Genomic DNA, 25,744 nt, shown 5'->3' on the forward strand with positions numbered 1-25,744 from the left:
CTTCCCAAAACTCAGCACCTACTGAGTCGCCGGCCGATACTGCAACGCTTCGGCCAGATGCTCGCGACTGATATCCGCGCGCGTTTCCAGATCCGCCAGCGTCCGTGCCACCTTGAGCAACCGATGCGCCGAGCGCAGCGACAACGTCAGCCTTTCGCACGCCGTCTCCAGCCAGGTTTCATCGGCTGTGGATAACTTGCAGTGCCTCTTCAGCCCCGGCAAATCGAGAAACGCATTGGCGCAACCCTGGCGCTTTTGCTGGCGCTCGCGGGCTTCGGCGACCAACGCCGCCGCACTGGCACTGTCCTCTCCCGGTTTCACCGCCGGGTTCAACGCTGTGGCCTCTCGCGCCACCGTCAGGTGCAAGTCGATCCGGTCCAGCAACGGCCCCGACAGCTTGTTGCGATAGCGCTGCACCATGTCCGGTGTACACGAGCACTTGCCGCTTGGCTCGCCAAGATATCCACAGGGACAGGGATTCATTGCCGCCACCAGCTGGAATCTTGCGGGAAACCGCACCCGTTCCTTGGCTCGGGCAATCACGATGCAGCCGGATTCCAATGGTTCGCGCAAAACCTCCAGCACCTTGCGATCAAACTCCGGTAGTTCATCGAGAAACAGCACACCGTGATGGGCGAGGGTGATTTCGCCGGGTTGCGGTTTTGAGCTGCTGTAGGTTTTATTAATTAATGCGACTGTTGTGCTCCGACGCCCGCGTTTTCATGCGTCGACCTGAGGAAATAAATGCGACTGGATACGGAAATAGATGCGGCTGTGTCCAGATGCGCTGGCAATAGATGCGAGTATCCCGAAGGTATCCCGCATCATTTGGGCAAAATCGTACTCTAGGCAAATGTGGCGCCCTGGAGTATCCGGAAAGCCCTGTAAAAGGTCCCCGGTGTCCTGAACGTTAAAAGCACGTTTTTGCCATGGATGAGGAGCCACCAGCTGGGCTGATGGATTGGACGCTGTCAGGGCAGTTCTGAACGAAGGCTGAGTGATGATCTTGGGGAATCTACGTGATCCACTAGTAGACATCACGATTGACACAGTGATTATGGTTTGACTATTGTTCGTCAGCGCCTAGGCGTGAACTACAGGATGGCTACAGGGATCTTCGGATCGCATCCCGCTTCTGATGACCGTCAGATGGCCCAGTGTCAGGTAACAGCGTCCTGCCCCGTCGAACGCATGCAATCGACGGCTGAGAATCCCGCTTAGAGCGGGATTCGCCGTTTCTGGGCCTACACTTTACGGCTTCGTTCGATTCCGTATTTCCTAAGGGCATTGACGATTAGGCTTATTCCTTCCCTGTAGCGAACCATCTTCTTCACTCTCTGAAGCTCCGAGGCCGTAGGCCTCCTAGAATTTCGGGTCAAGCGTGCCTTCTTGGGTCGGCGAAATTTCTCGTCATGCAACGCTTCGCCCCCTGAATGGGGCCGAATTACCGACATTTTTGGCCTACACTCAAAGCATGATTCCTGGCATTCGGTTGACCAGGTGAACATCATGAAGACCCACCGTATTCCCGTCGGCTCCTACCAGCAGACCCGGCCCATTGCCCCCACCCGACGGAGCCTTTCCGGCACCTTTCCACTGCGTAATGGCGATGGCATTCCCTATGAGTCTTTGCTCGAGCGTGATTTCCTAGCGCGAATGACATTTTCCAGCCAGGTGTGTGACGTGATCGCACAGCCGGTTCAAATCCCTTTTCACGGTGACGGAGCGCGCACCCATACCTACACGCCTGATTTCCTTATCAACTACCACTTGGGTGACCGTCAGTTTGGTAACTACCCGGTTCCTTTACTGGTCGAGGTGAAACCTCGCGACCACTGGGTTAAAAACTGGCGCAAATGGCTGCCGAAATGGAAAGCCGCCTGGGGATATGCGCGGGAACAAGGATGGGCTTTCCACATTTACGATGAGTCCCGAATTCGTGACACGGGCCTTGCCAACATCCAGTTCCTCGACCGCTACAAAGCGATGGACTTCTCACGTGAGGAGAGTGAGTGGGTTGTTCAAACGGTTCGTGAAGCCGGATCAGTGCCGGTGCACTACTTGCTGGCGATTCATTTTGCCGGCATCTACCGCGGGCGCGGCATCAGTCACATCTGGCACCTGATCGCGACGCGTCAGCTCGACTGCGACATCCGTCAGCCGCTGAACGATTTTCTCGATGTCTGGATCCCCTCGCCATGAATAAGACAAATACTCACGAGGAAAAACCTCAGGCTTTTGTGCCTGATCGCGCACGTGTTTCCCTCGAACGAAATGCGTTTGTTCGTTATGGCGAAGACGTCTACCGAATCAACCAGGTACTGGACTTCAAGACGGTGGTCGGAATTGACGTATACAGCGGTCGCGCCTCGGCGTTGCCGGTCGAAGGCCTCAAACCGGTTGCCCAAGAGCGGCTGGATGGCCTCTATGTCAATTACGACACCGAGAGCATCACCGAGGAGCAATGGGCGATTGCGAAGAAGCGATTTGAGGCCATTGAGCCATTGCTTGGAGAAGTTGTTCGAACCAAGGCCGAGATCAAGGCTCGCGCGCTGCTGTACCAGGTGGACAGTGCGACGATCTACCGCTGGATGGACCGTTACAAAAGCTGGGGCGAATTGCTGGCCCTAATTCCAAGAAAACGCGGCTGGCAGGCTGGCAACGTCCGTATTCCAGCCGAGGCCGATGCGCTCATCGATGAGGTGATTCACGATTATTATCTCAGCAAGACACGTCCCACGGTCAGCAAGGCGATCAGTGAATTTCGCATTCGTGCCGAAGCACGCGGTGTTCCTATGGTGGCTGAGTCGACCATTCGTCAGCGCATCAGCCGTATCACTGATAACCAGTTTCTTCGTGGTCGGGGATTTGCAGATAAAGCACGCAACGCATACACCCCTTCTCCTGGCGCGTTTCCCGGCGCGGAGTACCCGCTCGCGGTCGTCCAGATCGACCATACGCCGATCGATGTAATGGTCGTCGACGACGTGCATCGTAAATCCATCGGGCGTCTCTGGCTGACACTGGCCATCGATGTCCATTCAAGAATGATCACGGGCTACTACCTGGCGATCGACGCGCCCTCGGTAATCTCCGTCGCCATGTGCGTGGCGCATTCGATTATTCCCAAGGAAGAGTGGTTGCTTGCACACGGCATCGAAGGTGATTGGCCCGTATGGGGCTTTCCTCGCATTCTGCACAGCGACAACGGTGCTGACTTCAGATCTGAAAGCCTGCGCAGGTCCTGCTCCAACTACGGGATTGAGAACCGATTCCGCCCCATCAAACGGCCAAAGTACGGCGGTCATATCGAACGGCTGATGGGCAAGTTTATGCAAGCCATTCATGGCCTGCCCGGCACCACTTTCAGCAATATCCAGCAGCGCGAAGGCATCGACTCCGACGCCCAGGCGGCGCTGACCGTTTCGGAATTTGAAGTCTGGCTGGTACGTGAAATTCTCAAGTACAACGCCAAGTATCACTCGAAGATCTTCATGAGTCCGCTCCATAAGTGGAATGTCGGCATTTTTGGAGGGCGTGATGACACTCCAGCGATTGGCATGCCTCCGCGGCCAGCAGACCCTTTCACCATTCAACGAGACTTCCTGCCCGCTTATGAGCGAACCGTCCAGCACTACGGCGTGGAACTCGATGTGACGTACTACTCCGAAGCGCTGAGACCGTGGATAAACGCCAAGGATGAGTCGGGTAAGACGCGCAAATTTATCTTTCGGCGTGATCCACGCGATATCAGCCAGCTCTGGTTTTACGATCCCCATCTGAAACAGTACTTCAAGATCCCTGTGGCCAATCAGTCATTCCCGGCGACCAGTGTGTGGGAGTTTCGCGCAGCCAAGAAGCAGGCCGTCGAGCGGGGGCTGGCCAATATCGACGATGACCTCATCAAGCGGCTGATCATGGAGAACCGCGAGCTGGTGGAAAGCGCCAAGACCCACACCAAAAAGACGCGTCGATTGGCCCAGCGACAGAAAATCCATCAAACAAACAAAACGCCCGCAGCGCCCGCTGCTCCAGCACCCCTAGAGCCAAAAACGATCATTCCCCACGGTTTGTTGGGATTGCTTGACGATATGGACGAGGTGTTTGAGGAAATCCTATGAGCGATTACCCGCACATTCATCCAGATTTTCGTGCCGTCATGAGCCTGTCTGATGAGGAACGCATCCGGTTTATCCAAGAGCCTAGGTGGATTGGTTACCCCGCCGCGCACGAAATCATTAGTGCCATGAGGGCGCTACTGACGATCCCCTCTCGTCCACGAATGCCGAATCTGCTGCTGGTCGGGGACTCCAACAATGGCAAGACGACCATTATTCGGCGATTTGTGGAGCTGTACGGCCAAGGCTATGTGAACGCCCAGAGTGAGCCAGTCAAACCCGTGATTTTGGTTGAGTCTCCTCCCGCGGCTGATGAGAAAGGCCTCTACATCTCGATTCTTGAGAGTTTTTGGGCGCCTTACCGTGCCAGTGATGCCACAGCAAAATTGCGCTACCAGGTGGTTCACATGTTCCGCTCGTGCCATGTTCGCCTGTTGGTGATCGATGAGTTTCATTCGCTCCTGACCGGCTCGGCAATCAAGCAAAGGGAGGTCATGAACGCTCTCAAGCTGCTGTGTAACACCCTGGCCATACCGATCGTAGGTGTGGGCACCTCTGATGCCGTTCGGGTGCTGCACACCGATCCGCAGCACGCCAGTCGTTTTGATGTGGTCGCTCTTCGCCGCTGGGAGCCGTCTCCAGAGTTTCAGCGCTTGATCAGATCTTTTGAGTCGATTCTTCCACTGCAACAGGCTTCCGTGCTCAGCAAACCTGAGCTTGCGCTGGCTTTACACTCGATTTCTGGCGGGAACACAGGTGATCTGCATCGCTTGCTCATGGAATGTGCCAAGGACGCGATCATCACGGGCAGCGAGAAGATCACTAAATCCACCATTGAAAAGCACGCCTGGCTGCAACCTACGCGCGGGATCCGGGAGCGGGTGTGAACCGTTGGCCGATGTATCAACCGATCCAGAACGATGAGCTGCTTTCCTCGTGGCTCCTCCGTAATGCGCTTGCCCATGGTTGCGCGCCGTTGGCTTTTTGCGGAGCGCTCTGGCCAGGCGCACGTTTATGGACAAAGGATCTGGATTGCGGGCTGGATGAGCGTTTTCTGCGGCAGTTTGATAGCGCGGATTTTCCTGGCGTTGCTTTATCAGCGAACCGGTTCAAGAGTGCCATCAAGACCCTTTCCGGCGTGGACGTCAGACATGCCAATACCCGTTGGTTACTCTCGTTAGGCATGCGTAACCGACGGCATTCCTGCGGACTTCAGTATTGCCCGATGTGCTTTGCTGAGGAGATACCTTATTTGCGATTCCAAGGGCGTTATGCTTGGCATACCGGTTGCCTGATTCATGGCTGTAGTCTGTCCAGTCGATGCCCCTGGTGCCACGCACCTGTCCAGCTTCACTTGCTCGTCCCGCCCGCAATCAACTGTTCCACCTGCCATGCATGCGGTGCAATCTTGGGATCTGTATCAGAACTAGAACCCTGTCTCCCTGATGCACTGGTTTTGCAGTCAATGGCGGACAATCAGCTGTATGGCCGTTCTGACTCAGCGCAAGAGTGGTTTGAATACGCCTATCTGTTGGTGTCGCTGTTGCGGTACGCATTGCGCAGCCGTAGTGCGTCTACGCTGAACTTGCTGAGTCAGCTGGGGGTTGAGCTCGGATCCGGGTACAAGGTGAGTAGTGGCTTACCCTTGGAGCTGCTGGAGGTGAGCGAGCGGATGCAACTTATGGCGTGGTTGGCCCCATTGGTCGCTCACTCTCCTGACCAGGTCGCGCAGGTAATCGCGAGACACCGTTTGCCCGTGTCTATGTTCGGACGAAACTGTAAAAAAACTGCGATCGGAACAATGGCTGGGGTGTTGTGTTCAGCTGCGGCTACCCCTGCCCATAAGGCTTCACCGAAGGATCGCCACTGGCATTCAAACCGAAAAACGGTGGGACGTGAGTGGGCCCGCCTGCAACGCAAGATATTTGCCTATGTCCACTCTTGACCAATCTAGCGGGTGCGATGAATGCGGCAGGTTGATGACAAAGGCCAAAAGAGTGCACGCCGCAAAGCGTTATTGCGCGACGTGCTATGCACGGCTGTTTAAGCGAGGTCTGTGTAAGAGCTGCGGTAACTTTTCACGCTTGCCTGTGTTCGATCCCCAGGCTGAATGCAGTCGATGTGTGAGCGCGCGCCCTTGCGTCAGGTGCGCCCGCGTTGGTCGCCCGGTCGGTAAGCTGACGGATTATGGTCCGGCCTGTAATTCTTGCGCCCATTACTTCAACGCTCCCCGTCCTTGTGAAAAATGCTCGGCACTGTCGACGCGCTTGGTGAATATCCAGATTGACGATTGCACATTGCGTTGCTGCCCCCGTTGCGCCCGGTGTAATGAGCAAACGTGCCCTCAGTGTCACAGGTATCGAAAGCTGGTACTTCAGGCAGACGGCAGGGCGATTTGCCGACAGTGCATGCTGACCTCCGGTTCACATTGTACCGAGTGCCATTGTGAAATTCCTGGCGGGCGGGGGAAGGAATGTGAAAATTGCTATTGGTCGAGGACGTTTCAAAAACGCCTGCTGCTAGATGCGAATGCTCTGGGTGCTCAGGCGGTGGTAGACGACTTCTTGGCATTTGGCGCGTGGCTTGCCGCCAAAGGTGGGCATCAGCGTGCGGCCTTGAGCATCCATCGCCATTTTGACTTCTTCGCAATGATTGATGCTCAGTGGGCCGGGATGCCATCAGCCGAACAACTACTGGAGCATATCGGATGTGAAGGGCTGCGACGGGCGCGAGCTCCTATCCGTTGGTACAAGCTCGCAAAGCAATTCGTGATCAGCGATGAGTTACTGGAGCTGCATGTTGAGCATGAACGGGTGCGTAACATCCTTTCAGGCATGTTGTGCGGCGCGGACCGTGCGTTGCTGGATGACTATCTGACAACCCTGAAGCATCGGGTAAGCATGAGACGGTTGAGACTAGCTTCATTGCGTGGCAGGTTGAACGCGGCAGCGCACTTGCTACTTCTGGCACGATCAGAGGGAGCGAGTGTTCTCGAGCAACGTCATGTGGACCGCCTCTTGAAGATCAAGCCAGGTATTGCAGGCAACCTCTGGGGATTCGTTACCTTTTGCAATGCCCGACAAGCAGGCAGGCCGTTAATCGCAATCGACAAGCAAAAAATCCAAGCAGCAAGGCGCTCCAGGTTGGAGGCGCAGATGATAAAACTGGCTATCGCTGCCAACCGCGGGCGTTATGTAGAGCGCACATGGATTTCACGCTCCTTGGCCTACTTTCATCGCTTGAGTTCGGCCCAAGCAAAGATCGCTATACCCAATCCGGATCCAACCGGAAACGGCTGGCTAGTTGACGTGGATGGCGTTACCTATTGGGTACCTGACCCGCGGCATCTTTCCTTGGTCCAAGAGGTGAACGTTTCGGAAAATTAACACCCAATTTCTCCAGATTGTTCCTCATGCAAGTGAGATGCAGTACTTCGTCCCCTTTAGTTTTGGTGTGATTGAAGGACACGCCGGGATTGTCCAGGCTGTCGACAAAGTCGCGAAATACACCTTCAAAAAAGCGTATCAGACCGAGCACTATTTTTAGCTGTACCAGGGCTTGCGAGAAAGGCATTGATAGTTCAATGAGCATCCCTTGCGCCTTCTGTTCCGTTGCTTTGCCGTCGACCTTCCCATTTCCAGATCGGCGTTGAATTTCAAAGAGGTAAAAATGACGCTGGCCGCAGACGATGCGCAGAATCTGCACGCCACGCACTATTTTATATTTGGGGTCGAGGAAGACCCAGGCTCTTTGCTTTGGTGTTGCGGTTTCGTCCTCCTCAAACTCTTTGATAGGTACCAGCTTGGCCGGTGCTTGAGTTCCCCTTTGGCCGTCCAGCGTCATCCACTCGACCCTGTCGATCACCGTGGGAAAATACGTTTGCAGCTTATTCAGTGCGACCCATACATCGACCAGAACGCCTGATGATTCCCATGGCTCCATGTCTATGATTTCAGCTTTTCCAATCCCCGAACCTCGGCCGCCAGGATCGCCACCTGACAAGACTTCCGTTTCGCCAGTAGGAAGAACTTTTTTACCACGCTCCCCTGGCTTGTGATGCACGTAGCGACTGGTAGCCCGACGCTTGCCCAGTACTTCAAAACTCTCGTGCTCCAGGATGTGCCTTCCAAGATCCGGGTCTGATCCGGAATCGTTGGTCAGCTCGAACTTCTGATTAAGCGGCAAGGTTATGGTCGGGCGGGTGATAAAAAGACCTTGATCTTCCTCGTCACCTGGCTGGAAATTTTCTGTGTGGTATTCCGTACGATGAATTTCAAGCTCCGGACCATCAGGCTCACTTGCGCCGGTTAAACGCAGGCAGAGAAAAGTTTTTTTATTGAGCCAGTAGCCGCTGCCCTTGATCGTCGCGGGTCCCTGAAACCAGGGCGCAATTTGCAGATTGCCAAAGGGCACGTCCGAGACTGGCGAGCTGCTGAACTGGGACTCAAGGTCCGCATAAAGCTTACGGCACAGGCTTTTCGTGTAGCCGTCATGCCTCATGTGGTTGAGAAATACAGCCTCACTTTCCCTCACCGAACGCTGCAGCTTCACCACGTTTTTTGCCCAGGTCTCTTCATGATCGAAAAAGAAGCGAGCTTGCACCTCCTGCCAAGGATAAGTGGTCAGAATCCGGCTGGTCTCGGAACTGCGTCCATACAAACGGATCAGCAGCTCTACGCAAGGGATCAAGATGGTCTGATCATCGACTCCGCTATGCAATGCCACCAGCCAGGTGTCTGCCGACATCGGAAGTTTGTAAGGGCTGCTGCTAGTGGTCAGTCCCAGTTGCGAAGCCCTTACATACGTCCAGCTCTGCGGGCTGAAATCCACTTCCACTGCTGGAAGTGACTCAGAAAACGTGTCTGAACTGATCAAGCCCGCACGCCAGATAGTACCTATCTGGAAAAAACTGAGATAAGGCAGCCCAATCGGAACGGAGTAGAACGCTCCCAACGTACCGTCCGGATCAACAGACCGAAAATGCACGTTGACGAGGGGAACGGTTTTTTCCCTGCTATTCGGCGTGAACGTGCCGTACCACAGCACGAGCAAATCACCTGAAATGTCCTTGAAGCGGCCACCCAGTGAAACCTGTGGCTTGGCAAATGGGAGCGGACTACGAATGACCGAATGCGACAAAACACGCTCCTGCGACAGGGAAAACTGATCATAGGTAGTTCGTGTTAAATCTGACAAGTGTCAGTTTGATATCTTCAGCATAGGAGTTCTGCGTTGCAAACTAGCGGCTCACGGCGGGTTGGCAAAATTACAGCCGTCCACGACCATGGATTGTGGACGCCGCAGAATTGCTCCCGTCGAAAAGTCAATACTCAGAGCATAGCTAAGCTTACGGTCGCCCGTATTTCCAGACTGAAATCATGATGAAGTCGAAATCGATGCGAGATGCAGTATAGGTGTTTTGGCATGCCCATAGACCATGCCAATTCATTGCGTTGAGTATTTCACCTGCCAATTACTTTAAGTGACGCGGCCTCGCATGTTTGCCATGTCCCATCCACGTACCGGATTTTCAGGATACAAAGTTAGCGCAGCATGCAATTTGCTAGGAACTTCCAAGTCTTCCTTGAAGGCTTGCATGTACTCGATGTAACCATCCACTGTGTCGTCGTGGCCGCGAGAGATCCTAATATTGCGATCCCACATGGGAAAAAATTTAGGTGCCGAAAAATGTAAATATTTCGAGGTTGCGACAGTGCCAAATAACGGGATTAGTGCTGTAAGTATTTTATGGATGATATTTTCGCAGTCCTTGATATTTGCTTCTTGTAGCGTGAGAGTACTGACTTCAGAAAAATCTTTACTAACTTTTAGTGTCGCACTCTCTACATCATTTAAAGAAACGCATGACCACTTTGGCCTGCCTCCAACATGCCTGGTGCTCATAAGGCTGTGAGGCATCCATGAGTAGATACACACAGCTTTTTTGGGGATGTCTGCAGAAAGCTCTTCCCAGTTTGCCATTTCGAAAATGGCATCGTATGTTTCATCGTACCAAATATTGTAGGGGATAGATGCCATAATGACGCCTCATATTTGTATGTCGTCGATCTTCCGAAAAGTTAACTTCGTCACGATTGCTGCTCTTCTGAACTGATGAGTATAGGCGTAAAAGCGCGCTGGGCGAAGCTAGCGCCAGCCTGACGCCCTTCGATGACGGAAGCAACCGTTTTAGTGCGCGGCACCTTTACTAACGTTGACTCAAGAAAATAAAGAAGTTGTCGATATTTGAGTCATGATTGTTTTATTAATTAAGCGAAGAGGTATAAGTAATGGATGCGACAATCTTCAGCTCAGTTGTTGCTGCGGCATCGGCAATTATGGGAGGTGGGCTGGTATCTATAATACAACTTCGCTCCGCTAGGGAAGCACAAGCAGCACAGTTACGCCTTGAGGAAATTAAGATCAAGGCGGCGGCTGAAGATAAGCGCAGTGCAACTATTATCAGTGGCTATACCGATACACATAAGATCTTGAGTCGTATTGCTAGGGAGTATTCATTGACATCGTTAGATATTATGTGGAGAGCGGAGCTGAGTGGGGCTGATTATGACCAAAAGTATCTGCTTTCCTGCGAATCTTTAGATGGGGCTCGTGCTATTGCAGATCTTTATTTTCCAGATATATCAGGAGTGATGGAGAAAATTTATGGACAGATGAATATTTTTTGGGGGAACTTCAAAGAAATCCGCTCTCTGACACAGTCCAACGAGTCCTACGCAAAAAAAGAAAAATTTCATGCTGAGGCTGCAGCAGCATCCCTGGAAATTTCAGATTTCGTTATGATTGCAAAGAGTAGACTTAACACCCTTGTTAGCGGCTCAGAAAAATTGTAATTTTTATAATTAATATCTTAGGGTGTTATCAAGCTTTTGTTTAAGTATGGTTGAGTTGGCTATAGGTGATATATATCTTAGGCTTCAGACCTGTTAACGATTGGCTATACGTAATACTGGGGCTCATGACGTGCAAGATGTGTCGAGGCGCTTCTGAGCTTTGCAAACGACATTAGTGGTCGTCGATGGTCGAACGCCACTGCTGAAGTCTTAGCACTCGGCGTTGTCCGCTTAAGCGAGAACTAAGCGTGGCGATGGCAGCTGCCATGCTTCACTTAAAGGGCTAGAAATGGGGCTGAGGGTACATAACCTAATGCGTCCGCTGCTCTTCAATACGACCAGCCCGCAGAGCATCTCGCTTGGCCGACAGCAGCCACTATCAAAAGCAAAAGATTCCGATTACACAGAGGTACCATATTCGCGTCGTGATGCCATTTTAATATTGCGTGCAGATGAGTATGCTCTGCTCAACCCGCATGATGTCGACTTGCAATCCCATGTATGCTGATGTAGGTTTTCTTTACTTAAGTGGTAAGTTTTTCTTACGGAGAGCGCCTGTGGATATCAAGGTCAAGGGTGAGATTGAAAAGCTGCTCGGTGACTTCTGGGACAAGCGTGCTTTGGAGATCCAAGACGATCCCCTGGCAACTGAGGATATGGGCGCGCCCATGGATTCAATAGCCGCTTGTGATGCGTTCATTGGAATCGACAAACTAGTGGGAAAAAAAATACCGGTGGAGCTGATCGTTCGGCACGGTGGCTATGAATCCAGAGCTCAGTTCGTTACTGAAATTACCAAAGGGGTGATTAATCACCTTGAAGGGGGCGCCGGTGGCTGATGATCGGCAAGACGAGCGAAACCAGATTGGCGACCGTCTGCGTAGTGCGCGTGAGTACGTAGGTCTCTCCCAAGACGATGTGGCTTCGGTATTGGGATTGCCCCGACCGTCGATCACCAACATTGAGTTGGGGGTTCGCAAGGTAGAAGCACTTGAGCTCAGCAAGCTAGCGAAGTTGTATCGCCGTACTCTTGATTATCTCTTGACTGGGGTAGAGCCTGAGCCGCAGGGCCCCCAACAGCTGGCCTTCTTGGCGAGGGCGGTCAAAGGCCTGTCGGATAAAGATGTGGAAGAAGTCGCCCGCTTTGCGGAATTTCTGAAGCAATCTTCGCGTAGGGATAGGGAGTAACACATGGCTCGTCGCAACATAGCGCTAATAACAGCGAGGATGGCTGCCGGAGTTATCAACAGCTCCCGCGCTATGGAGCGTATCGAGCAGGACGGCTATACAAGAGTGGATCCGTTCAGGGTCGCCGATTCTGTGGGCCTATCGGTCGCGCTGCGCCCCATGGATAAGCTGCTTGGTGCGTTCATCCGCGATGAGCAATCGGGCATTTTGTTGAATTCCGCCCGATCGGCGGGGCTGATTCATATGACCTGCTCCCATGAACTGGGACATTTCTTCATGGGGCATGATACGACGGTCGATGAGACCATCGAGTATGGCTCCAAAGCAGTTGAAATGGAGCAGGAAGCCGAGGCGTTCGGCCATCACCTTCTTGTGCCACGTTCGTTGTTGATGATCCTCTGCCGGCGTAAGGGATGGAACATCCGAACCATCCAAGATCCTTTCAATCTGTATCAGCTCGCACTTCGGTTGGGTGTGAGCTACGCCGCAGCGGCATGGTCATTGTTTCGCCACGAGTACATCGACTACGACGCTGTCCAGCGATTACTCAAAACCACGCCTGCATCGATCAAGCAATCGTTGTTCAAGAGTCCACTTCCTGATGCAACTAAGGAAGTCTGGGTTTTTGATGAGCACGATCAGTCTTCGGTGCTGGAGCCTCGCCCGGAAGATCATTTGATTATCCGCCTGAAGAGCCACGCCAGCGCTGGTTACCTATGGCTCGCTGATTCGCCTGACCAGGTGAAGGCTGAAGGATTCTCCCTGCAGCCAGCGCCCAGTGCGCCAGTTGACCCCAGGGATTTAACTTTCGGTTCAGAGGCGTCCATGGATTTTTTCTTGGCCGGAGCGCCCACTAGTTTTACTGATCCGCAGGTGGTTGCGCTTGCGGAAATTCGCCCGTGGGAAGGAAAGCAGCCTGGTGATGCGTCTTACGTTTCCAAAGCTCATTTTGAGCCCATCGCCGAAGGCCTGACCCGCGAATCCAAAAAGGCTCTCATTGATGAGGTCCGGAATTCGTGATCACCGTGGAGTGCCTTGTCGATAAGGCTTCAGTCAAAGCGAAGAATCAGGGAAATCGTCCAACCTGCTTGGCTTTTGCGGTCACCGACCTCAATAGGTTTTCAGTGGCTGAGGACTTGGGGCCGGAATACTTCTATCGCGCTACATTATCCAGGATTCCCGACTGGAAGCCTGGGGATGGGCTGCAGATTCCTGCTGCAATCGAAGCTTCCAAGCTGGGGCATCCCACTGAACGCGAATTCCCTTATCGCGACGAAGAACCCGAGATTCCGCTTGAGGACCTTCCCAGTAACCTTGCAATGCACGGGCTCCCAATTAATTTTTTTGCTGTCGAGATAGGCGAGCTGATCGGCAGTATGCAAGCGCTTGTCCCGATGGGCCTTGCGCTGCGGCTCACCGTTGATTTCTATCGGCCCGTTGATGGAATCATTCCTTTCAGCCATAACGTGCTATCCGGCGCGATGATGCACGCGGTAGTTGCGGTCGGCTTGGGTTACGACGCTGGTGGGGAATCTTGGTTCTTGATCAGGAATACCTGGGGCGAAGGCTGGGGACTGGATGGGCATGCTTGGATTTCCGCCACTTACATCGCATCGCACGCAGTGTGCGTTTTTGGAGTAGAACATGGCAGTTCTGATTCACGGTGATCGTATCGTTCCAGCCTGGCTAGAGGCTGCCCGCCATTTGGCGGGTTGCAAGGAAAATACCGAAAGAAATCTTGTACTGGAGATAGCGTCTCCGGGTGTACTGGATGCACAGGATCGCGACGTCATCGGGACAGTTGACGCAGCGCTCAAAGCAAATTGCCCTGGACTAAGCGTGCAGACGGTAGCGAGCACAATTTTCCCAAACAGTCTCTACAAGCTTGATAATCGGCCGGCTTTCTATGAGTCCTATGTCAATGCGATGGCAAAAGGCCAAAAGAAGGGGGGGTGGGGCACGTACGCGCTTCGCATGATTCGACGTGTGGCTCGTAACGGAAAATCTACTTACAACCCGCTCGAAACCTTGGTGCGCAAACTGCAAGCATCGAAGGCTGGTAGGTGTTACCAGGCTGTATACGAACTCGGGGTAATTGATGTCGAGTATGATCTCGAAGATGATGGCTTCGGTTTTGAGCTTCCGCTATACGACCCCGCGGCTGATCAAAACAAGCCCAGGAATATGCCGTGCTTGAGCCATCTCAGCTTCAAGGTTACAGGTGGCAAGCTGGACATTACTGCCATGTACCGATCGCATTGGTACTGTCAAAGGGTTTTGGGCAACTTGGTAGGTCTTAACAACCTACATCATTATGTTGCCACTGAATCTGGGTTTGAGCGTGGGGTGCTCACGGTACTGTCTACCCACGCCCTCCTGGATGTGAAGAGCTTTGGCGGAGCTAAGGCTACCAAGGAACTACTGAACAGCTTCGTTTAATGGCTTAGAACAGAGACGACTGAAGTGTTTGTCGCTTGGGATCAAGATTTTCAACCGGGATGCCATACAGTGCGCTCATCCCGCTTCGGAAGTCTTTGATCCCGCCATAGCTGGGATGCCTGATCGCCACAACCTCAACACCAAACCGGCTGGCGTAATTAAACGCATCTTGTCCAATTGCAACGACACGTCGCACTTTCAGCCACTTGATCAGCGTCTCGTTAAGTAGGTCTACCTGTTGGAGTTCGCGTGCGGTGAATTTGCGATTGGTGAATGGATTGCCCGGCTCGTGTGGGTGGAAAGGGAAAACGTTCCACAACAGTGGGGGGAGTTCTACCGACCGCAGTACCGACCAGATCTCCGAGGCTGTGCGCTCCGCCAGGGCTGGGCCGATAGTGGCCTGTTTGAAATTTGAGCCAGGGTAACGTTGAGTCATCTCTGAAAGGTGATATTCATCGGTGAGCGCTAGGCCTGTGCGCCGACCACCACGGTACCCCAGATCACGCCCCATCCAGATGGTGTCTACGCCAATCTCGGATGCAGCCTTCAAATAGCCACGCAGATTGCGTCGACGTGCAGCCACGGCATCAGTTCGATCGTGAACCGGGCAGGTGTCGGCATAGGGGTTAAAGACATTGTCCAGCTTCAATTCTGACAGTGCCTTCACGAAGGCTGTTGGATTCATGGCTATTGATTCTTCGTTGGTGGATCAAAACGCATTGTGTGGTTGAGAACGTCGACGATCACGGTACCGCGGCGGTATTCTTGCAATTGGCGGAACACCTCAAAACCTTTCAGGATCGCTGTTTCCCACTGCCAGAGCTGGCACTTATCCACCTCGTAACCATCCACCATACTTCTGATCTGCTTAAGTACGTTGTAGTCCAAGCCTCCGTGCTTGTCCTTGTTGTCGAAGCGGTGCACTTTGGCGTGATTGAAAATCCACGTTGCGATACCCTCCTCGATGATCATGGCGCGTGCGCCATCCTCGTTTTCATCTTTCCTAGGGTCTGACTTACGCTTACGTTTGAGCAGGCCTCTGAGGACTGGGGACCAGCCTAGGTACGCCGCATAGGCGAGATGAAATACGTCGTGGAAGCGGTAATCATCGGCTTCATTACTATTGTCCGTCAGGCGGTCGCCAATGAACACACCGTGCAAGCTTTGGACGACATGCGCATTTTGCCCTGTTCCTCGCTCGATGAATTCCATGGCGATGATCGGTGGAAACTGCTCGTGTTCTGGAAAGCCTTCATCAAAAGGCGCCGGATATTTCTTCTCGTCGCCAGGCCAGCGACTGTGAATTTTTTCCAGGTTGGCACGAGCTACGTCCTCAAGCCTCAGATCGAAGCTTGCACAGGCGATCGCGAGTTCTGCTAGGTGCATACCGAGGTTCTCGGCGCGTACGTGGGGCGCCATAGCTTTGTAGGCTTGGAACGTCGTCGCCGCCATCGCTCCTGCGTGGTTGGCTAGCCTGCCCAGCTGTGTGGATCGGTCAATCGAATCCGGTTTTCTGCGGATCTCCGTCAAACTGTCAATGTGACGAAAGGTGACCGGTTCAATCAGCTCTTGCTCCGCTTCGCCATACTGTCTGCGAAGAGCTATCAGGCAGTGGTCGCCAATTTGATTGTGGTCAACCTCAACAAGAGCCGCGACGTTGATCAAATACCAGAGGGCGTCTCCGAGCTCTTCCGCAGCAAGCTCAGTCACGGTCGCGGCTAGGTTGTCACGTCCGGATTTCTTAACCGCAGATAGCAAGCCGCCCACCTCACCAAAGTAGCCAAACTTCAGCTGTTGGAATCCTTCGGGCGTTTGCGGGAACTGGTTGGTCTGGCAGGCCTTGAGGCGGTACTCGGGGATCGATAGGGGCATGGGCTGAGGTACAGGCTTGGGCATTTGAAATCCTTTTCATTGAGCGGACTTAAGCGCTTTGCGACGCAGTCCTGTAGAGCTGAATCATCTCGGATCGCATTCGCTTAGCGCAACGGACAATTTGTTCACGATCCGCGCCTTTAGCACCCATCGCCAGAGCGCGAGTCCTGACTGACTTCGTTACATCATAATGCGGGTAGAGCGTTTTGGACTGAAACCAGCTTCGTTTCAGCCCGAGACGATCGGCAAAGCTGTGCAATTCGTCCAAAGAGTCTGCCACCAGGTGACACCACTCCCTGCCTCGCCAACCGATGCCTTCTGCATCCACATAAACAGCCATTTCGTTCTCGCATGATCAGCAAAACTATGCAAAAATTTAGCATATTTACAGCAAAAATTCCAGCTCAAATGGACATCAAGTTGCTCGGTGCTCAGATAAAGTCAGCACGCAAGAAACAGGGCTTATCACTTAAATCACTGGGTGAAATGGCTGGCGTACACTATACCCAGATCTCTCGGATGGAGCGTGGAGCGGGAGTATTGGTAAGTAAAAATATGCGAAAAGTGTGCAAGATTTTGCAGGTGGGTCTTGCGTCTGCCAGCGACGCCGCTTTGAGCAGCGAGGATCTGCCACAAAAGGTTCAGGGTCTCATCAATACCTGGCCTGGAAGTGAAAAACTGATCCGAAATTTCCTTGATGCATTGGAAGCTGCATTGGCCAAGGCAAAAACTTGATAGCAATTTTAGCCGGGCACATTAATTTTCAATAATCCGCATCTATCTCCATCACTTACACGTTTCGTGCTGGGCATCACTTCCCGTTATACAGCGGACCTGGCTCCTACGCTGACCAATCGCAGTGCATAAGAACTCACACCTGAAGCCTCAGTCGGTTGCGGCGGAGCGAACTTACACCGCAGGAGCAGCCCGCTCACCGACACCGCTGTAATGTGCTATCACGTTCCATCACAATCAGATCCAGAATTGCGGCGACCATTGGCCAACAACGGTTAATTTCAGGGACTGAGATCTTCATGAGTACACCAATCACTCTGTCTGTGGGCGATCTCGATCTCACCTACAATACGGGCCACATGGGTATGGATCACGGCATGCTCTATCAGGAGGGCGACCGTCGGCACCGTCGACATGGCAGCATCGATTACGACTACGCTCACAGCGCTGAAAATCTTCAGCAGATGGAACTGTGCTTCAGCCGGAGCCTCGGCTCCATGGTGTCGCGGTTAGAGCTACTCGGGTACACGTTGCCGGCAGTAAGGTCGGAATATGACGATCAGGTGGCACTCCACCGCGATCAATTCGAGGAATATCGGCCACATGAGCCATGCACCGACCGCTTGACCTTCGAGCAGTTTGTCGACTTCATCAAGAGGCACGCATTGCGAGACCTCAAAAACGATTATGTGCCCACCTACGATTCTGAACATGCCCAGGGGCGGGGCCGCTTCGCAGCCGATCCAGCGGCATCTCTGTTACCGACAGGAGTTTTTGATCGAGACGTCGGAGGATATTCCGAGCGAAGCCACTTCGGCTCGATGATTGGGTTCCTGAGCCCATACGCAACCCTGCGAATCCTTGCTGAAAACCCAACGAATCTGATCGAAGACGTCGTATGGGATTACGGTAATTTCGTTGATGCAGGCTGGGCTAAAAACGAGGATTTCATTGGCAACGCACGTCGAACACAAACCTATTTGATCGCGACTGAAGGCACCTCTGATACCCACATCTTGAAGCGAGGTCTCGCGCTACTGCGACCAGATATCGAAGACTTTTTTCGATTCATCGACATCGAGGAGCGTCACCCTTTTTCGGGCACAGGAAACCTCTCTAAGTTCGCCGAAGGGTTGGTTAAAATTGATGTTCATAATCGCGTGATCTTCCTCTTCGACAACGATGCCGAAGGCGTTGATACCTACAGAAACCTCCTTCAACGCTTCAGGTTCCCAGTGAACATGAGAGCGATGGTTCTTCCTGATCTGGAGGAACTGCGGGCTTTTCCGGCAAAAGGGCCTGGTGGCGTTACAAACGCGGATATCAATGGCTATGCGGCCGCTATTGAATGCTATCTCGATCTCCAGTTGGAGGGGCGGCCCTCAGCGCAGGTAACCTGGACGAATTACAAGGATTCGTTGGGTATTTATCAGGGCGCGCTCGACTACAAAGATAGTTACGCCAAAGCCTTCTACAACACCTCACTTGAGGCTATCGAGTCAGGTGCATATGACGCGAGTAAGCTCCGAGCCGTGATAGCCGCACTTCTAGAGCAGTGCAGTGGCCTAGCTGCTGATATGCTCAATTCGAAATATCAGGCCGAGTGAGTATCAAGAAATTACCTATAAGCTATTCGAGTGGCGCGCCAGTTGTTGGCCGAGGTTGGGATCCAGAAGTAACCCGTGCTTGGCTGGCCTGTGCGGGAAATCCATGCTGGCGTCGAAAAACAGGAAGAACGTGTAGGGTGCCAAGTCATCTGGCAGACTACCACTTGGCGCAGCCACCATAAAAAATATGGCAAACGCAGCGCGTTGTACAAAGCGATACGTAAGTTTGAGCAACCAAGGCTCAGATTTGCTCAAAGGTTGAGCGTCTATGTCGGGAGCTCAAGCGCCAGTTTGGTTACACCGAGGTGCGTTTCCGGGGCTAGGAGGAGGACACTGCTCAGATGGTGAAGCTGTTAGCCCTTTCGAATTTTTGGATAACGCGTCGGCTTTTATTCTGTATTTCGGGAAATGTACGTCCGTAATCAGTGAATTGATGCTAAGAGAGTTTTGCAGCGCTAAAAATGGATAACATGACGGCAAGTTTGATCGGGTTTTGAACAGCTGCTGTTTATGGAAGCATCAATGACGAAGTAGTCGGAAGCAGGGCTTCTACTCAGAATGTCTCTAGTCATATGAGCAAGCTAATTGGCATCTTAACGGTTTATCACCGGCACCGATTTATAGCAGGGTTTTCCCCATTTAAGAATAAATAAAACGGAATTTAGAAGGCAAACAAAAAATGAACGAACCACAAAAAACCAAGAGCGAACTACTAAATGAGAAGCGTGTGCTACAAGAGCTCAGGTCGTTGCTTCCTAGGCATCTGGAGCATCTTAAAACTGAAGATGAGCCAGGCTATTTAGGTTCGTTCCATATCTTTGAGGAAAGTGAGAAGCTATACGAAGCGTTTTTTTCAACTGAATATTCAAAAAGGCACTTAGATTGGGACTTTTTCCAAGGCGTGCTTTATGCGCTTATTTGCAATGAAGGGATTCATGATGCGGCGGAGATCGTCAGTCGCTTGGTAACTATCCTAGAAGCCTCTAAAGAGTCGCGAGACTGGATAGTGATTAATCCCATAAAAATAAACCCATTATTCAGGATTTTTCGCAAGCAGTCATGGGTTGGGGTGAAAAAGTTCGGAAGATTTAATTTAATTTCACCTGCGGCCACCCCTAAAGAGCTAAAGTCCAGACTAGCAAAAATATATGGCGTTAAGGATGTATGCCCTATAAGCTTTGCATATCAAAGCGACGATGGGAAAAGCGATTCGGCTCTGAAGAAACTACCAATGTTGACATTTGAGGTGCATGGATCTGAAGAGTCCCGGAATGAAAGCGCCGAGTTAAAACAAAGCTATTTCTTTAGCTTAATTGAGCTTTACGGGGTTCTGAACGGTGGAAGACGTAAGCCATGGCCTAATGAAATGGGCCCTGTTAACCACGCATTTTTCATTAGAAAGAATGGCGGCGAGATAGATCGAAAAACATTGGATTTTCGCTGCCTCTTGAGCGCTGACTTTTCTGATGACTTCTTCAAATACCTCAAAAAACATAATTTTGAAGATTTTTCCAATCATATATTTTTTCGAAGCGACAAGATTTTCTCGAGAATCAAAAGCGCTTTGTATTTTTTTGCGAAAGGTATGAACACCAGTGACAAGGTTCTTGAGTTTGTAAGCTATGTAATTGCTCTCGAGGCTTTATTTTCGAAAGATAAAAATACGCCAATAAAAATAACGCTGGCAGAATATACAGCCCTTTTATGCTATCCGAAATCTAAGCGTTTGAAGATTCATAACACCATAAGAGATATATATGATGTTCGCTCAGGGCTGGTTCACACTGGGAAATTTAGACTAGAGCACTCGATGATAGATGAAAGTAGAGATATTGCCGCAACGGCCATTTATCATTACTTTAAGCTCTATAAAAAGCTATTAGATGCCCATCGCCCCATTGACATTGAAAAGCAATTGTTTGATCACCTGAGGGATCTGCGTCTAGGAATCGCCTGAATGCTTACTCCAGTCAGTGCAGACATTGCTTGTCTGTGCTGATGGATGAACGCGTGAGTATTTCGCCCCGCAGCCTAGACAGTCTCACCAGAGATCAAGACAACTTTCGCGATCTAGAAGCACGTTACTTCAGCCTTGAAATAACGAAGATGCCGAATGAACGACGCTCAACCCGTCGCACTGGATTCGGCTATCTTATGATGTTCCTAGTGCCATCTTCAGGATCTTGGCAACTCACGATCGCGCGGAATGGCTCATCAGAAGTGTCTCTGTAGCGGACGCAGTGATCCTCATTTATTCGAAAGGGCCATTGTTCGCGGGGCCATCAGCCTAACCATCGCAGCGAAGTCCAGTCGCATTAATTTCGAAAAAATCGCATTTATTTCGAAAACCGACAGCTGCCGCCGACCAGTGCCGGCCCGGAGGCTGAGTGATGCGGTTGGCGGAACGGACGCTGCGGCCAATGAGTGAGCGGCGTGCCGCTGGCGACGGATTGAATCGCCGCCACCTCCAGCGCTTCACTCTCGGCCAGCGGTGGCAGCAACCCCGGTAATCGACTGGCCAGCAACGTCTTGCCCGTCCCCGGCGGCCCGCTGAACAGCAGGTTGTGCGCGCCGGCAGCGGCAATCAGCAGCGCCCGTTTGGCGGCCAGTTGGCCCTGTACTTCATTCAGGTCGGGATAGGGTTTCGCGGCATGGATCAGCCCGTCCGAGACATAAGGCTCGACCGGTGTATGCCCGTTGAAATGAGCCACGGCCTCCAGCAGATGATCCACCGCGATCACCCTCAATCCCGATGCGAGGCATGCCTCCTCGGCATTCGCTCGCGGCACCACCAGCGTCCGCCCGGCCTTGCGCGCCGCCAGTGCCGCCGGCAACACACCGCGCACCGCCCGCACTGCGCCGGACAACGCCAGCTCACCGAGGCACTCCACGTCATCCAGCGTCAACGTCGGCACCTGCACACTCGCCGACAGGATCCCCAACGCAATCGCCAGATCAAACCGCCCGCCGTCCTTGGGCAGATCCGCCGGGGCCAGATTCAACGTGATCCGCCGCGCCGGAAACTGCAGCCCGGAATTGATGATCGCGCTGCGCACCCGGTCCTTGCTCTCCTTCACCGCCGCTTCGGGCAGGCCGACCATGGTCAGCGAGGGCAAGCCGTTGGCGAGGTGGACTTCGACGGTGACGGCGGGAGCATCCACGCCAATCTGGGCGCGGCTGTGGACGATGGCGAGGGACATGGTCGTTCCTTGAGTTGAATCGGGGGCCGCTTCCTGCGGTTTTTTAAGGGTAGTCGGGGAGGAGGGAGTTGAAGGGACAGTTGCCTGGGCAAAGCTTCACTGGATGTTGCTGGAATCGAAAGGACTAATCTTCAAGCGAAAAAAAAACCGCCTACTAGACGGTCTTTTAATGCGGGATTCAGGTTCCGCCACCGGCGAGCCAGCCATCAGGCTCCAATTCTTTGCCATAGGCCGCGGCGACTTTCAAAAAGTGCCGCTGACTGGCAGAAACCGTATCGGTCAAACTGGGCGTTTCTGCACGAAGCCTGGATGCGAGTAACGGCTGTTTTTTCTGTTTCTTCTGTTTCATAGACACCTCTCGTGTCTGGATGAATGAGTCGATCTTATTGGTCGTCCAGTGGAAAGACAAGGCGGTCGGCTGTGTCGAAATGAAACCCAAGTTTTTGGTAGTAGGGGATGGCGCCAGAGTCAGGTTCCTGGACCTCGATTTCAGTGCATCCCAGTCTCCGTGCATAGAATTCAGTTGTCAGTAGCGCCATGGGTGCGATCCAGCCTCGCAAGGTGTGGGTTCTGCCAGTTCGTCCCTGCAAAAGGATGATTTTTATGCAGATCGTGCTTTTGCGCGGAGTTGCGTAACACAAGCCGCACAGCTCTCCTTCGTACCAAAAAGCCAGGTCCAGACCCTTTGCGTCTTTGGTTTTCCACTTCAGCACGTCATCCCATGGATAGCTCACGGGCCCGCTCCACTGGTGGTATGCATTGATTGCTACAGGAGTAATTGGCTCAATTCCGAGTAATGTTGCATCCACCCCGGCCGCTAATGCTTCCGGGTCCATGGATATGGTTTGGTGTGCAAGCTTGCGGGCTTCGGATTTGAGTGTCTGATTACGGAGCTCGGTACCTTTTCCTTTTCTTCGCATTGTCTGAGTTCTGTTTGGATCAGGCCGCAGAAGGTAGCGAAGGCGGGGATACTCACGTAATCAGGCGTGGGGGACAGTCCTTGTAGGACTGTACTTACTTAAGTGAAGGACGTTGGTTTGGGCGGATTCAGGGTGATACGGCTTGGGAGCTAAAAATTCGCTGCGACTACTCCTAAAAAAAGAAAAAGGCGTCCTGTCGGACGCCTTTTTCTTTTTTGATTCAGGATTTTCTGCCCGACAACAGGCCGCTTGGCTCAAGCTCAGGCCCGCACGTAACGGCGACTTCAATAAACCTCCGTTGATTGGCTGACATATTTCCAGCCAGTCGGAGTGCTTGGAGGTGTAATTCAACAATCAGAAGTAGCTTTGTCTTCCTCTTTTTATCTTTCACAGAGACCTCCATCCTGACGGGTACATTTTCGTTTGCCAATGTAATGAGGGGTGTAAGGACGGCATAACCAGGCGGGGACGCTGATTTTTGTAGGGGCATGCCCTAATAGTTGTAGGACGCCAGCGAAAGGGACTCAACGGTCTTGTATTGCAAAGTCGGGTGCCCCAGTTTGGCCGCTCAATGCAGCCTCTGGAGGCGACAAATGAACCGCAATGGTATGCGCCCGATTCATCCCGGCGAAGTTCTGAGTAAGGAATTCATGGAGCCGTTGGGCATGACTGTCATGGACTTGGCCATGCCCACGAACTGGCCTGAAACCGAGATCGAGAAGCTTGTGAAATGCCAGCTCAGGATCTGCGCCGATCTGGCAATCAGGCTGGCAATCCACCTCAACACCACGCCTGAGTTCTGGATGAATCTTCAGTCGACTTACGATTTACGCAGGGCCCAGCTCCGGCATGCGGGCCTATAGCGATTGCAGCATCCGCGAAGCCCTTTTCCACCAAGTGGCCGGCACTGGGTGTTTTCGCTTTTCCCGTTCTACCAGCATCTGCGGCACATCCTGCAACCGAATCCACGGCTGGTTATTCCAGTGCAGCAAACTCAACGACATCTCGGGCCAATTCAGAAGGCTTAGCTGTGGGCGTTCGCTTGTGGTGGGGTGCTGGGCGTCGCGCAGGGTGGGGATGACTTGATGGGTGAGCCATTCGCGCAGGGCACGGTATTCGGGGCAGTAGTGGTAGACGAGGAGGGCATAGATGCCGGATTCGCTGATCAGGAGGGTGTTTTCGATCTGGTTGTGGATCAGGGTTTTGCGGGTTTGGTATTGGTCAGGGTCGAGTTTTCGCAGCATGCGTTCGTTGAGGTAAATGTGTAGCAGGCGGCCCAGGTCGCGAGCAGAGAACCAGGGTTGGTTCTGTATGAGCAGGGCGTGGAGGGGGAGTTTGTGGCGGGTGAAAACGTGAGGAGTGAGGTACGTATCTTCGTTATTCATTGAACAGCTCCTTTTGCTTTAGGGCTGCCCTCAATTGTCGCCAAACAATTGGGTGGCAGTCGTACGCGGGTTGGCGAACCGGAGCAAAAGGAACCCGGCAGACCCGAAGGTCTCCCACGCACAACCGCCATGACTCGATGTGGCGGTAAACATAGCCGCCATCAGGGTTGTCGTGCGCCTTAAGCTTTCCGGATCGCCAAACCCAGTGCTGAACATTCAGCATTGGGTGAGCTTAGGAATCAGGGCTTCATGACGCAATCGGACGGCGGGATTGCAATCTGTAGGATTCTGCCGAGAGTCGATAGCGAATCCTGAATGGCGGGAAGGTCGTTCCGACCTTCATTCGCGGGCAAGCCCGCTCCCACAAGGGGCCGCATTCACAAAGAAACGAGGTGTTATTCGGCTGGTGGGCTGAGCTTCGCTTCCATCTCAGCCACCTTCGCCTCAAGGCTCTCAAGCCGGGCGCGAGTGCGCGCCAGCACCACCATCTGACTATCGAATTCTTCCCGGCTCACCAGGTCCAGTTTGCTGAACGCGCTTTGCAGCAGCATTTTGAACTGGCTTTCGATTTCGGCTTTTGGCAACGGTGTGTCGCCGCTGAACAGGCGGGAGGCGGTGCCGCTCAGGGCGTCGAGGAAGTCTTTGGGCGCGAGCATGGGATATGTCCTGGAAACAATGGCCGGCAGTGTATCACGCAGTGTCTATAGTCATTCGCGCGGGCCGGGATGCACGCTTTTCGCGCAAAAGGACGAACGGCTGCGCACCGTTGTTGTGCGTATCCCGTGTGCCATTTCGGTGATGGCATCGACAGCCACGGCCAAGGGATTGAAATCAGGGGATTTTGGCGAGATGGCAAGCTTTCTGCTTAGTCGGTAGTGACCCATGCACTGATGCAGTCGCTGTGACGAATGCAGTGCGCCGGACGGGACGGGGAGTTTCGTCGGGAGCGGTTAGCTGGCGTCAGTCGGGCAGGTACGGCCGACGATGCGTTACAAAGCCAGGCACTGCGCTTAGACTTGAGTCGGGTTTGTTTTCCTGGGGCAAGTCCACCAATTCGGGAGAGAGTTTCATGAAGCTAGTCACTGCCATCATCAAGCCGTTCAAGTTGGACGACGTGCGCGAGTCGCTGTCCGAAATCGGCGTGCAGGGCATTACCGTTACTGAAGTCAAAGGCTTCGGGCGGCAGAAGGGTCACACCGAGCTGTATCGCGGCGCGGAGTACGTGGTCGATTTTCTGCCCAAGGTGAAAATCGACGTTGCCATCGACGACAAGGATCTGGATCGGGTTATCGAGGCGATAACCAAGGCTGCCAACACCGGCAAGATCGGTGACGGCAAGATCTTCGTGGTCAATCTGGAACAGGCGATCCGCATCCGTACCGGCGAAACCGATACCGACGCGATCTAAACGCCGCCACAAACCCAA

Annotated in this window: 26 protein-coding genes and 2 pseudogenes; 17 read left to right on the top strand and 11 right to left on the bottom strand. The window is 52.9% G+C overall.

The features are described from left to right. Window positions 1-18 precede the first annotated feature (18 nt). Window positions 19-687, bottom strand: coding sequence for an ATP-binding protein (locus CAF87_RS10775; RefSeq protein WP_256576008.1), 669 nt, complete (start codon window positions 685-687; stop codon window positions 19-21). An 822-nt stretch (window positions 688-1,509) separates the two neighbouring features. On the opposite strand from CAF87_RS10775, the gene CAF87_RS10780 reads away from it, so the two are divergent. The 5 genes from CAF87_RS10780 to CAF87_RS28990 all read left to right on the top strand — a co-directional run bounded on the left by CAF87_RS10780 (window position 1,510) and on the right by CAF87_RS28990 (window position 7,504). Continuing rightward, a complete protein-coding gene (locus CAF87_RS10780; protein ID WP_256576004.1) occupies window positions 1,510-2,202 on the top strand; it encodes a TnsA endonuclease N-terminal domain-containing protein in 693 nt (230 codons plus the stop codon). After that, the gene (locus tag CAF87_RS10785; RefSeq protein ID WP_085731403.1) at window positions 2,199-4,121 is read left to right on the top strand and encodes a Mu transposase C-terminal domain-containing protein; all 1,923 of its coding nucleotides are present in this window, start codon (window positions 2,199-2,201) and stop codon (window positions 4,119-4,121) included. Before CAF87_RS10780 ends, CAF87_RS10785 begins: the two co-directional genes overlap by 4 nt. Then, on the top strand, window positions 4,118-5,005 hold the full coding sequence (locus tag CAF87_RS10790; RefSeq protein ID WP_085731404.1) for a TniB family NTP-binding protein: 888 nt from the start codon (window positions 4,118-4,120) through the stop codon (window positions 5,003-5,005). The genes CAF87_RS10785 and CAF87_RS10790 overlap by 4 nt, the downstream gene beginning before the upstream one ends. An 11-nt stretch (window positions 5,006-5,016) precedes the next feature. Further along, on the top strand, window positions 5,017-6,063 hold the full coding sequence (locus CAF87_RS29690) for a TniQ family protein (protein WP_085731405.1): 1,047 nt from the start codon (window positions 5,017-5,019) through the stop codon (window positions 6,061-6,063). Between the two features lie 463 nt (window positions 6,064-6,526). Further along, a complete protein-coding gene (locus CAF87_RS28990) occupies window positions 6,527-7,504 on the top strand; it encodes a hypothetical protein (protein ID WP_139831713.1) in 978 nt (325 codons plus the stop codon). Here CAF87_RS28990 and CAF87_RS10800 read toward each other — a convergent pair. Next, a complete protein-coding gene (locus tag CAF87_RS10800; protein WP_085731406.1) occupies window positions 7,437-9,257 on the bottom strand; it encodes a hypothetical protein in 1,821 nt (606 codons plus the stop codon). The genes CAF87_RS28990 and CAF87_RS10800 overlap by 68 nt on opposite strands. A gap of 339 nt (window positions 9,258-9,596) precedes the next feature. Continuing rightward, entirely contained in the window at window positions 9,597-10,157 is a 561-nt protein-coding gene (locus tag CAF87_RS10805; RefSeq protein WP_085731407.1) for a hypothetical protein, read from the bottom strand. A gap of 251 nt (window positions 10,158-10,408) precedes the next feature. On the opposite strand from CAF87_RS10805, the gene CAF87_RS10810 reads away from it, so the two are divergent. The 6 genes from CAF87_RS10810 to CAF87_RS10835 all read left to right on the top strand — a co-directional run bounded on the left by CAF87_RS10810 (window position 10,409) and on the right by CAF87_RS10835 (window position 14,599). Further along, entirely contained in the window at window positions 10,409-10,972 is a 564-nt protein-coding gene (locus CAF87_RS10810) for a hypothetical protein (RefSeq protein ID WP_085731408.1), read from the top strand. Between the two features lie 557 nt (window positions 10,973-11,529). Beyond that, window positions 11,530-11,811, top strand: coding sequence for a hypothetical protein (locus CAF87_RS10815; RefSeq protein ID WP_139831714.1), 282 nt, complete (start codon window positions 11,530-11,532; stop codon window positions 11,809-11,811). Continuing rightward, window positions 11,804-12,160 carry a helix-turn-helix domain-containing protein gene (locus CAF87_RS10820; protein ID WP_085731410.1) on the top strand — a complete coding sequence of 119 codons (357 nt, stop codon included), beginning with the start codon at window positions 11,804-11,806 and terminating at the stop codon, window positions 12,158-12,160. The genes CAF87_RS10815 and CAF87_RS10820 overlap by 8 nt, the downstream gene beginning before the upstream one ends. Window positions 12,161-12,163: 3 nt before the next feature. Next, a complete protein-coding gene (locus tag CAF87_RS10825; RefSeq protein WP_085731411.1) occupies window positions 12,164-13,180 on the top strand; it encodes an ImmA/IrrE family metallo-endopeptidase in 1,017 nt (338 codons plus the stop codon). Next, a complete protein-coding gene (locus CAF87_RS28995) occupies window positions 13,177-13,827 on the top strand; it encodes a C1 family peptidase (protein ID WP_085741065.1) in 651 nt (216 codons plus the stop codon). The genes CAF87_RS10825 and CAF87_RS28995 overlap by 4 nt, the downstream gene beginning before the upstream one ends. Then, complete coding sequence (locus tag CAF87_RS10835) at window positions 13,805-14,599, top strand: hypothetical protein (protein ID WP_085731412.1); 795 nt, start codon at window positions 13,805-13,807, stop codon at window positions 14,597-14,599. Before CAF87_RS28995 ends, CAF87_RS10835 begins: the two co-directional genes overlap by 23 nt. Before the next feature lie 4 nt (window positions 14,600-14,603). Here the strand turns inward: CAF87_RS10835 and CAF87_RS10840 are convergent, their stop codons facing one another. Genes CAF87_RS10840 through CAF87_RS10850 form a run of 3 tightly spaced genes read right to left on the bottom strand, consistent with a single transcriptional unit; the run spans window position 14,604 to window position 16,811 of the window. After that, window positions 14,604-15,284: a uracil-DNA glycosylase gene (locus tag CAF87_RS10840; RefSeq protein ID WP_085731413.1), complete on the bottom strand. Its 681-nt coding sequence runs from the start codon at window positions 15,282-15,284 to the stop codon at window positions 14,604-14,606. A gap of 2 nt (window positions 15,285-15,286) precedes the next feature. Next, window positions 15,287-16,495: a nucleoside triphosphate pyrophosphohydrolase family protein gene (locus CAF87_RS10845; RefSeq protein ID WP_085731414.1), complete on the bottom strand. Its 1,209-nt coding sequence runs from the start codon at window positions 16,493-16,495 to the stop codon at window positions 15,287-15,289. A gap of 25 nt (window positions 16,496-16,520) precedes the next feature. Beyond that, window positions 16,521-16,811: a DUF4031 domain-containing protein gene (locus tag CAF87_RS10850; protein ID WP_085731415.1), complete on the bottom strand. Its 291-nt coding sequence runs from the start codon at window positions 16,809-16,811 to the stop codon at window positions 16,521-16,523. 11 nt (window positions 16,812-16,822) lie between these two features. Between CAF87_RS10850 and CAF87_RS10855 the strand changes: the two genes are divergently transcribed. From CAF87_RS10855 to CAF87_RS10865, 4 genes and pseudogenes are all read left to right on the top strand, one after another. Beyond that, a complete protein-coding gene (locus tag CAF87_RS10855; RefSeq protein WP_085731416.1) occupies window positions 16,823-17,206 on the top strand; it encodes a helix-turn-helix domain-containing protein in 384 nt (127 codons plus the stop codon). A 299-nt stretch (window positions 17,207-17,505) separates the two neighbouring features. After that, a complete protein-coding gene (locus CAF87_RS10860) occupies window positions 17,506-18,813 on the top strand; it encodes a HEPN/Toprim-associated domain-containing protein (RefSeq protein ID WP_085731417.1) in 1,308 nt (435 codons plus the stop codon). A 102-nt stretch (window positions 18,814-18,915) separates the two neighbouring features. Further along, window positions 18,916-19,235, top strand: a pseudogene (locus CAF87_RS29485) (IS5/IS1182 family transposase); the annotation flags it as partial. Window positions 19,236-19,492: 257 nt separating this feature from the next. Further along, complete coding sequence (locus CAF87_RS10865; RefSeq protein WP_085731418.1) at window positions 19,493-20,770, top strand: HEPN domain-containing protein; 1,278 nt, start codon at window positions 19,493-19,495, stop codon at window positions 20,768-20,770. Window positions 20,771-21,161: 391 nt separating this feature from the next. Here CAF87_RS10865 and CAF87_RS10870 read toward each other — a convergent pair. From CAF87_RS10870 to CAF87_RS10875, 3 genes and pseudogenes are all read right to left on the bottom strand, one after another. After that, window positions 21,162-22,013 (bottom strand): annotated as a pseudogene (locus CAF87_RS10870) (YifB family Mg chelatase-like AAA ATPase); the annotation flags it as partial. A 178-nt stretch (window positions 22,014-22,191) separates the two neighbouring features. Beyond that, window positions 22,192-22,362 carry a hypothetical protein gene (locus CAF87_RS29265; RefSeq protein ID WP_170929585.1) on the bottom strand — a complete coding sequence of 57 codons (171 nt, stop codon included), beginning with the start codon at window positions 22,360-22,362 and terminating at the stop codon, window positions 22,192-22,194. 34 nt (window positions 22,363-22,396) lie between these two features. Next, entirely contained in the window at window positions 22,397-22,747 is a 351-nt protein-coding gene (locus CAF87_RS10875; protein ID WP_367255185.1) for a hypothetical protein, read from the bottom strand. Between the two features lie 779 nt (window positions 22,748-23,526). On the opposite strand from CAF87_RS10875, the gene CAF87_RS10885 reads away from it, so the two are divergent. Continuing rightward, the gene (locus tag CAF87_RS10885; protein WP_085731421.1) at window positions 23,527-23,796 is read left to right on the top strand and encodes a HigA family addiction module antitoxin; all 270 of its coding nucleotides are present in this window, start codon (window positions 23,527-23,529) and stop codon (window positions 23,794-23,796) included. On the opposite strand, the gene CAF87_RS10890 is transcribed toward CAF87_RS10885, so the two are convergent. Both CAF87_RS10890 and CAF87_RS10895 read right to left on the bottom strand, forming a co-directional pair. After that, window positions 23,791-24,318 carry a Bro-N domain-containing protein gene (locus tag CAF87_RS10890; RefSeq protein ID WP_085731422.1) on the bottom strand — a complete coding sequence of 176 codons (528 nt, stop codon included), beginning with the start codon at window positions 24,316-24,318 and terminating at the stop codon, window positions 23,791-23,793. The genes CAF87_RS10885 and CAF87_RS10890 overlap by 6 nt on opposite strands. Before the next feature lie 395 nt (window positions 24,319-24,713). Then, window positions 24,714-24,974 carry an accessory factor UbiK family protein gene (locus CAF87_RS10895; RefSeq protein ID WP_085731423.1) on the bottom strand — a complete coding sequence of 87 codons (261 nt, stop codon included), beginning with the start codon at window positions 24,972-24,974 and terminating at the stop codon, window positions 24,714-24,716. A gap of 413 nt (window positions 24,975-25,387) precedes the next feature. Here CAF87_RS10895 and glnK point away from each other — a divergent pair, with 413 nt between their 5' ends. Continuing rightward, complete coding sequence (glnK, locus tag CAF87_RS10900) at window positions 25,388-25,726, top strand: P-II family nitrogen regulator (protein ID WP_002555808.1); 339 nt, start codon at window positions 25,388-25,390, stop codon at window positions 25,724-25,726. Window positions 25,727-25,744: the final 18 nt, after the last annotated feature.

The sequence above is a fragment of the Pseudomonas sp. R38(2017) genome (genome assembly GCF_002112395.1).
GTDB lineage: Bacteria > Pseudomonadota > Gammaproteobacteria > Pseudomonadales > Pseudomonadaceae > Aquipseudomonas.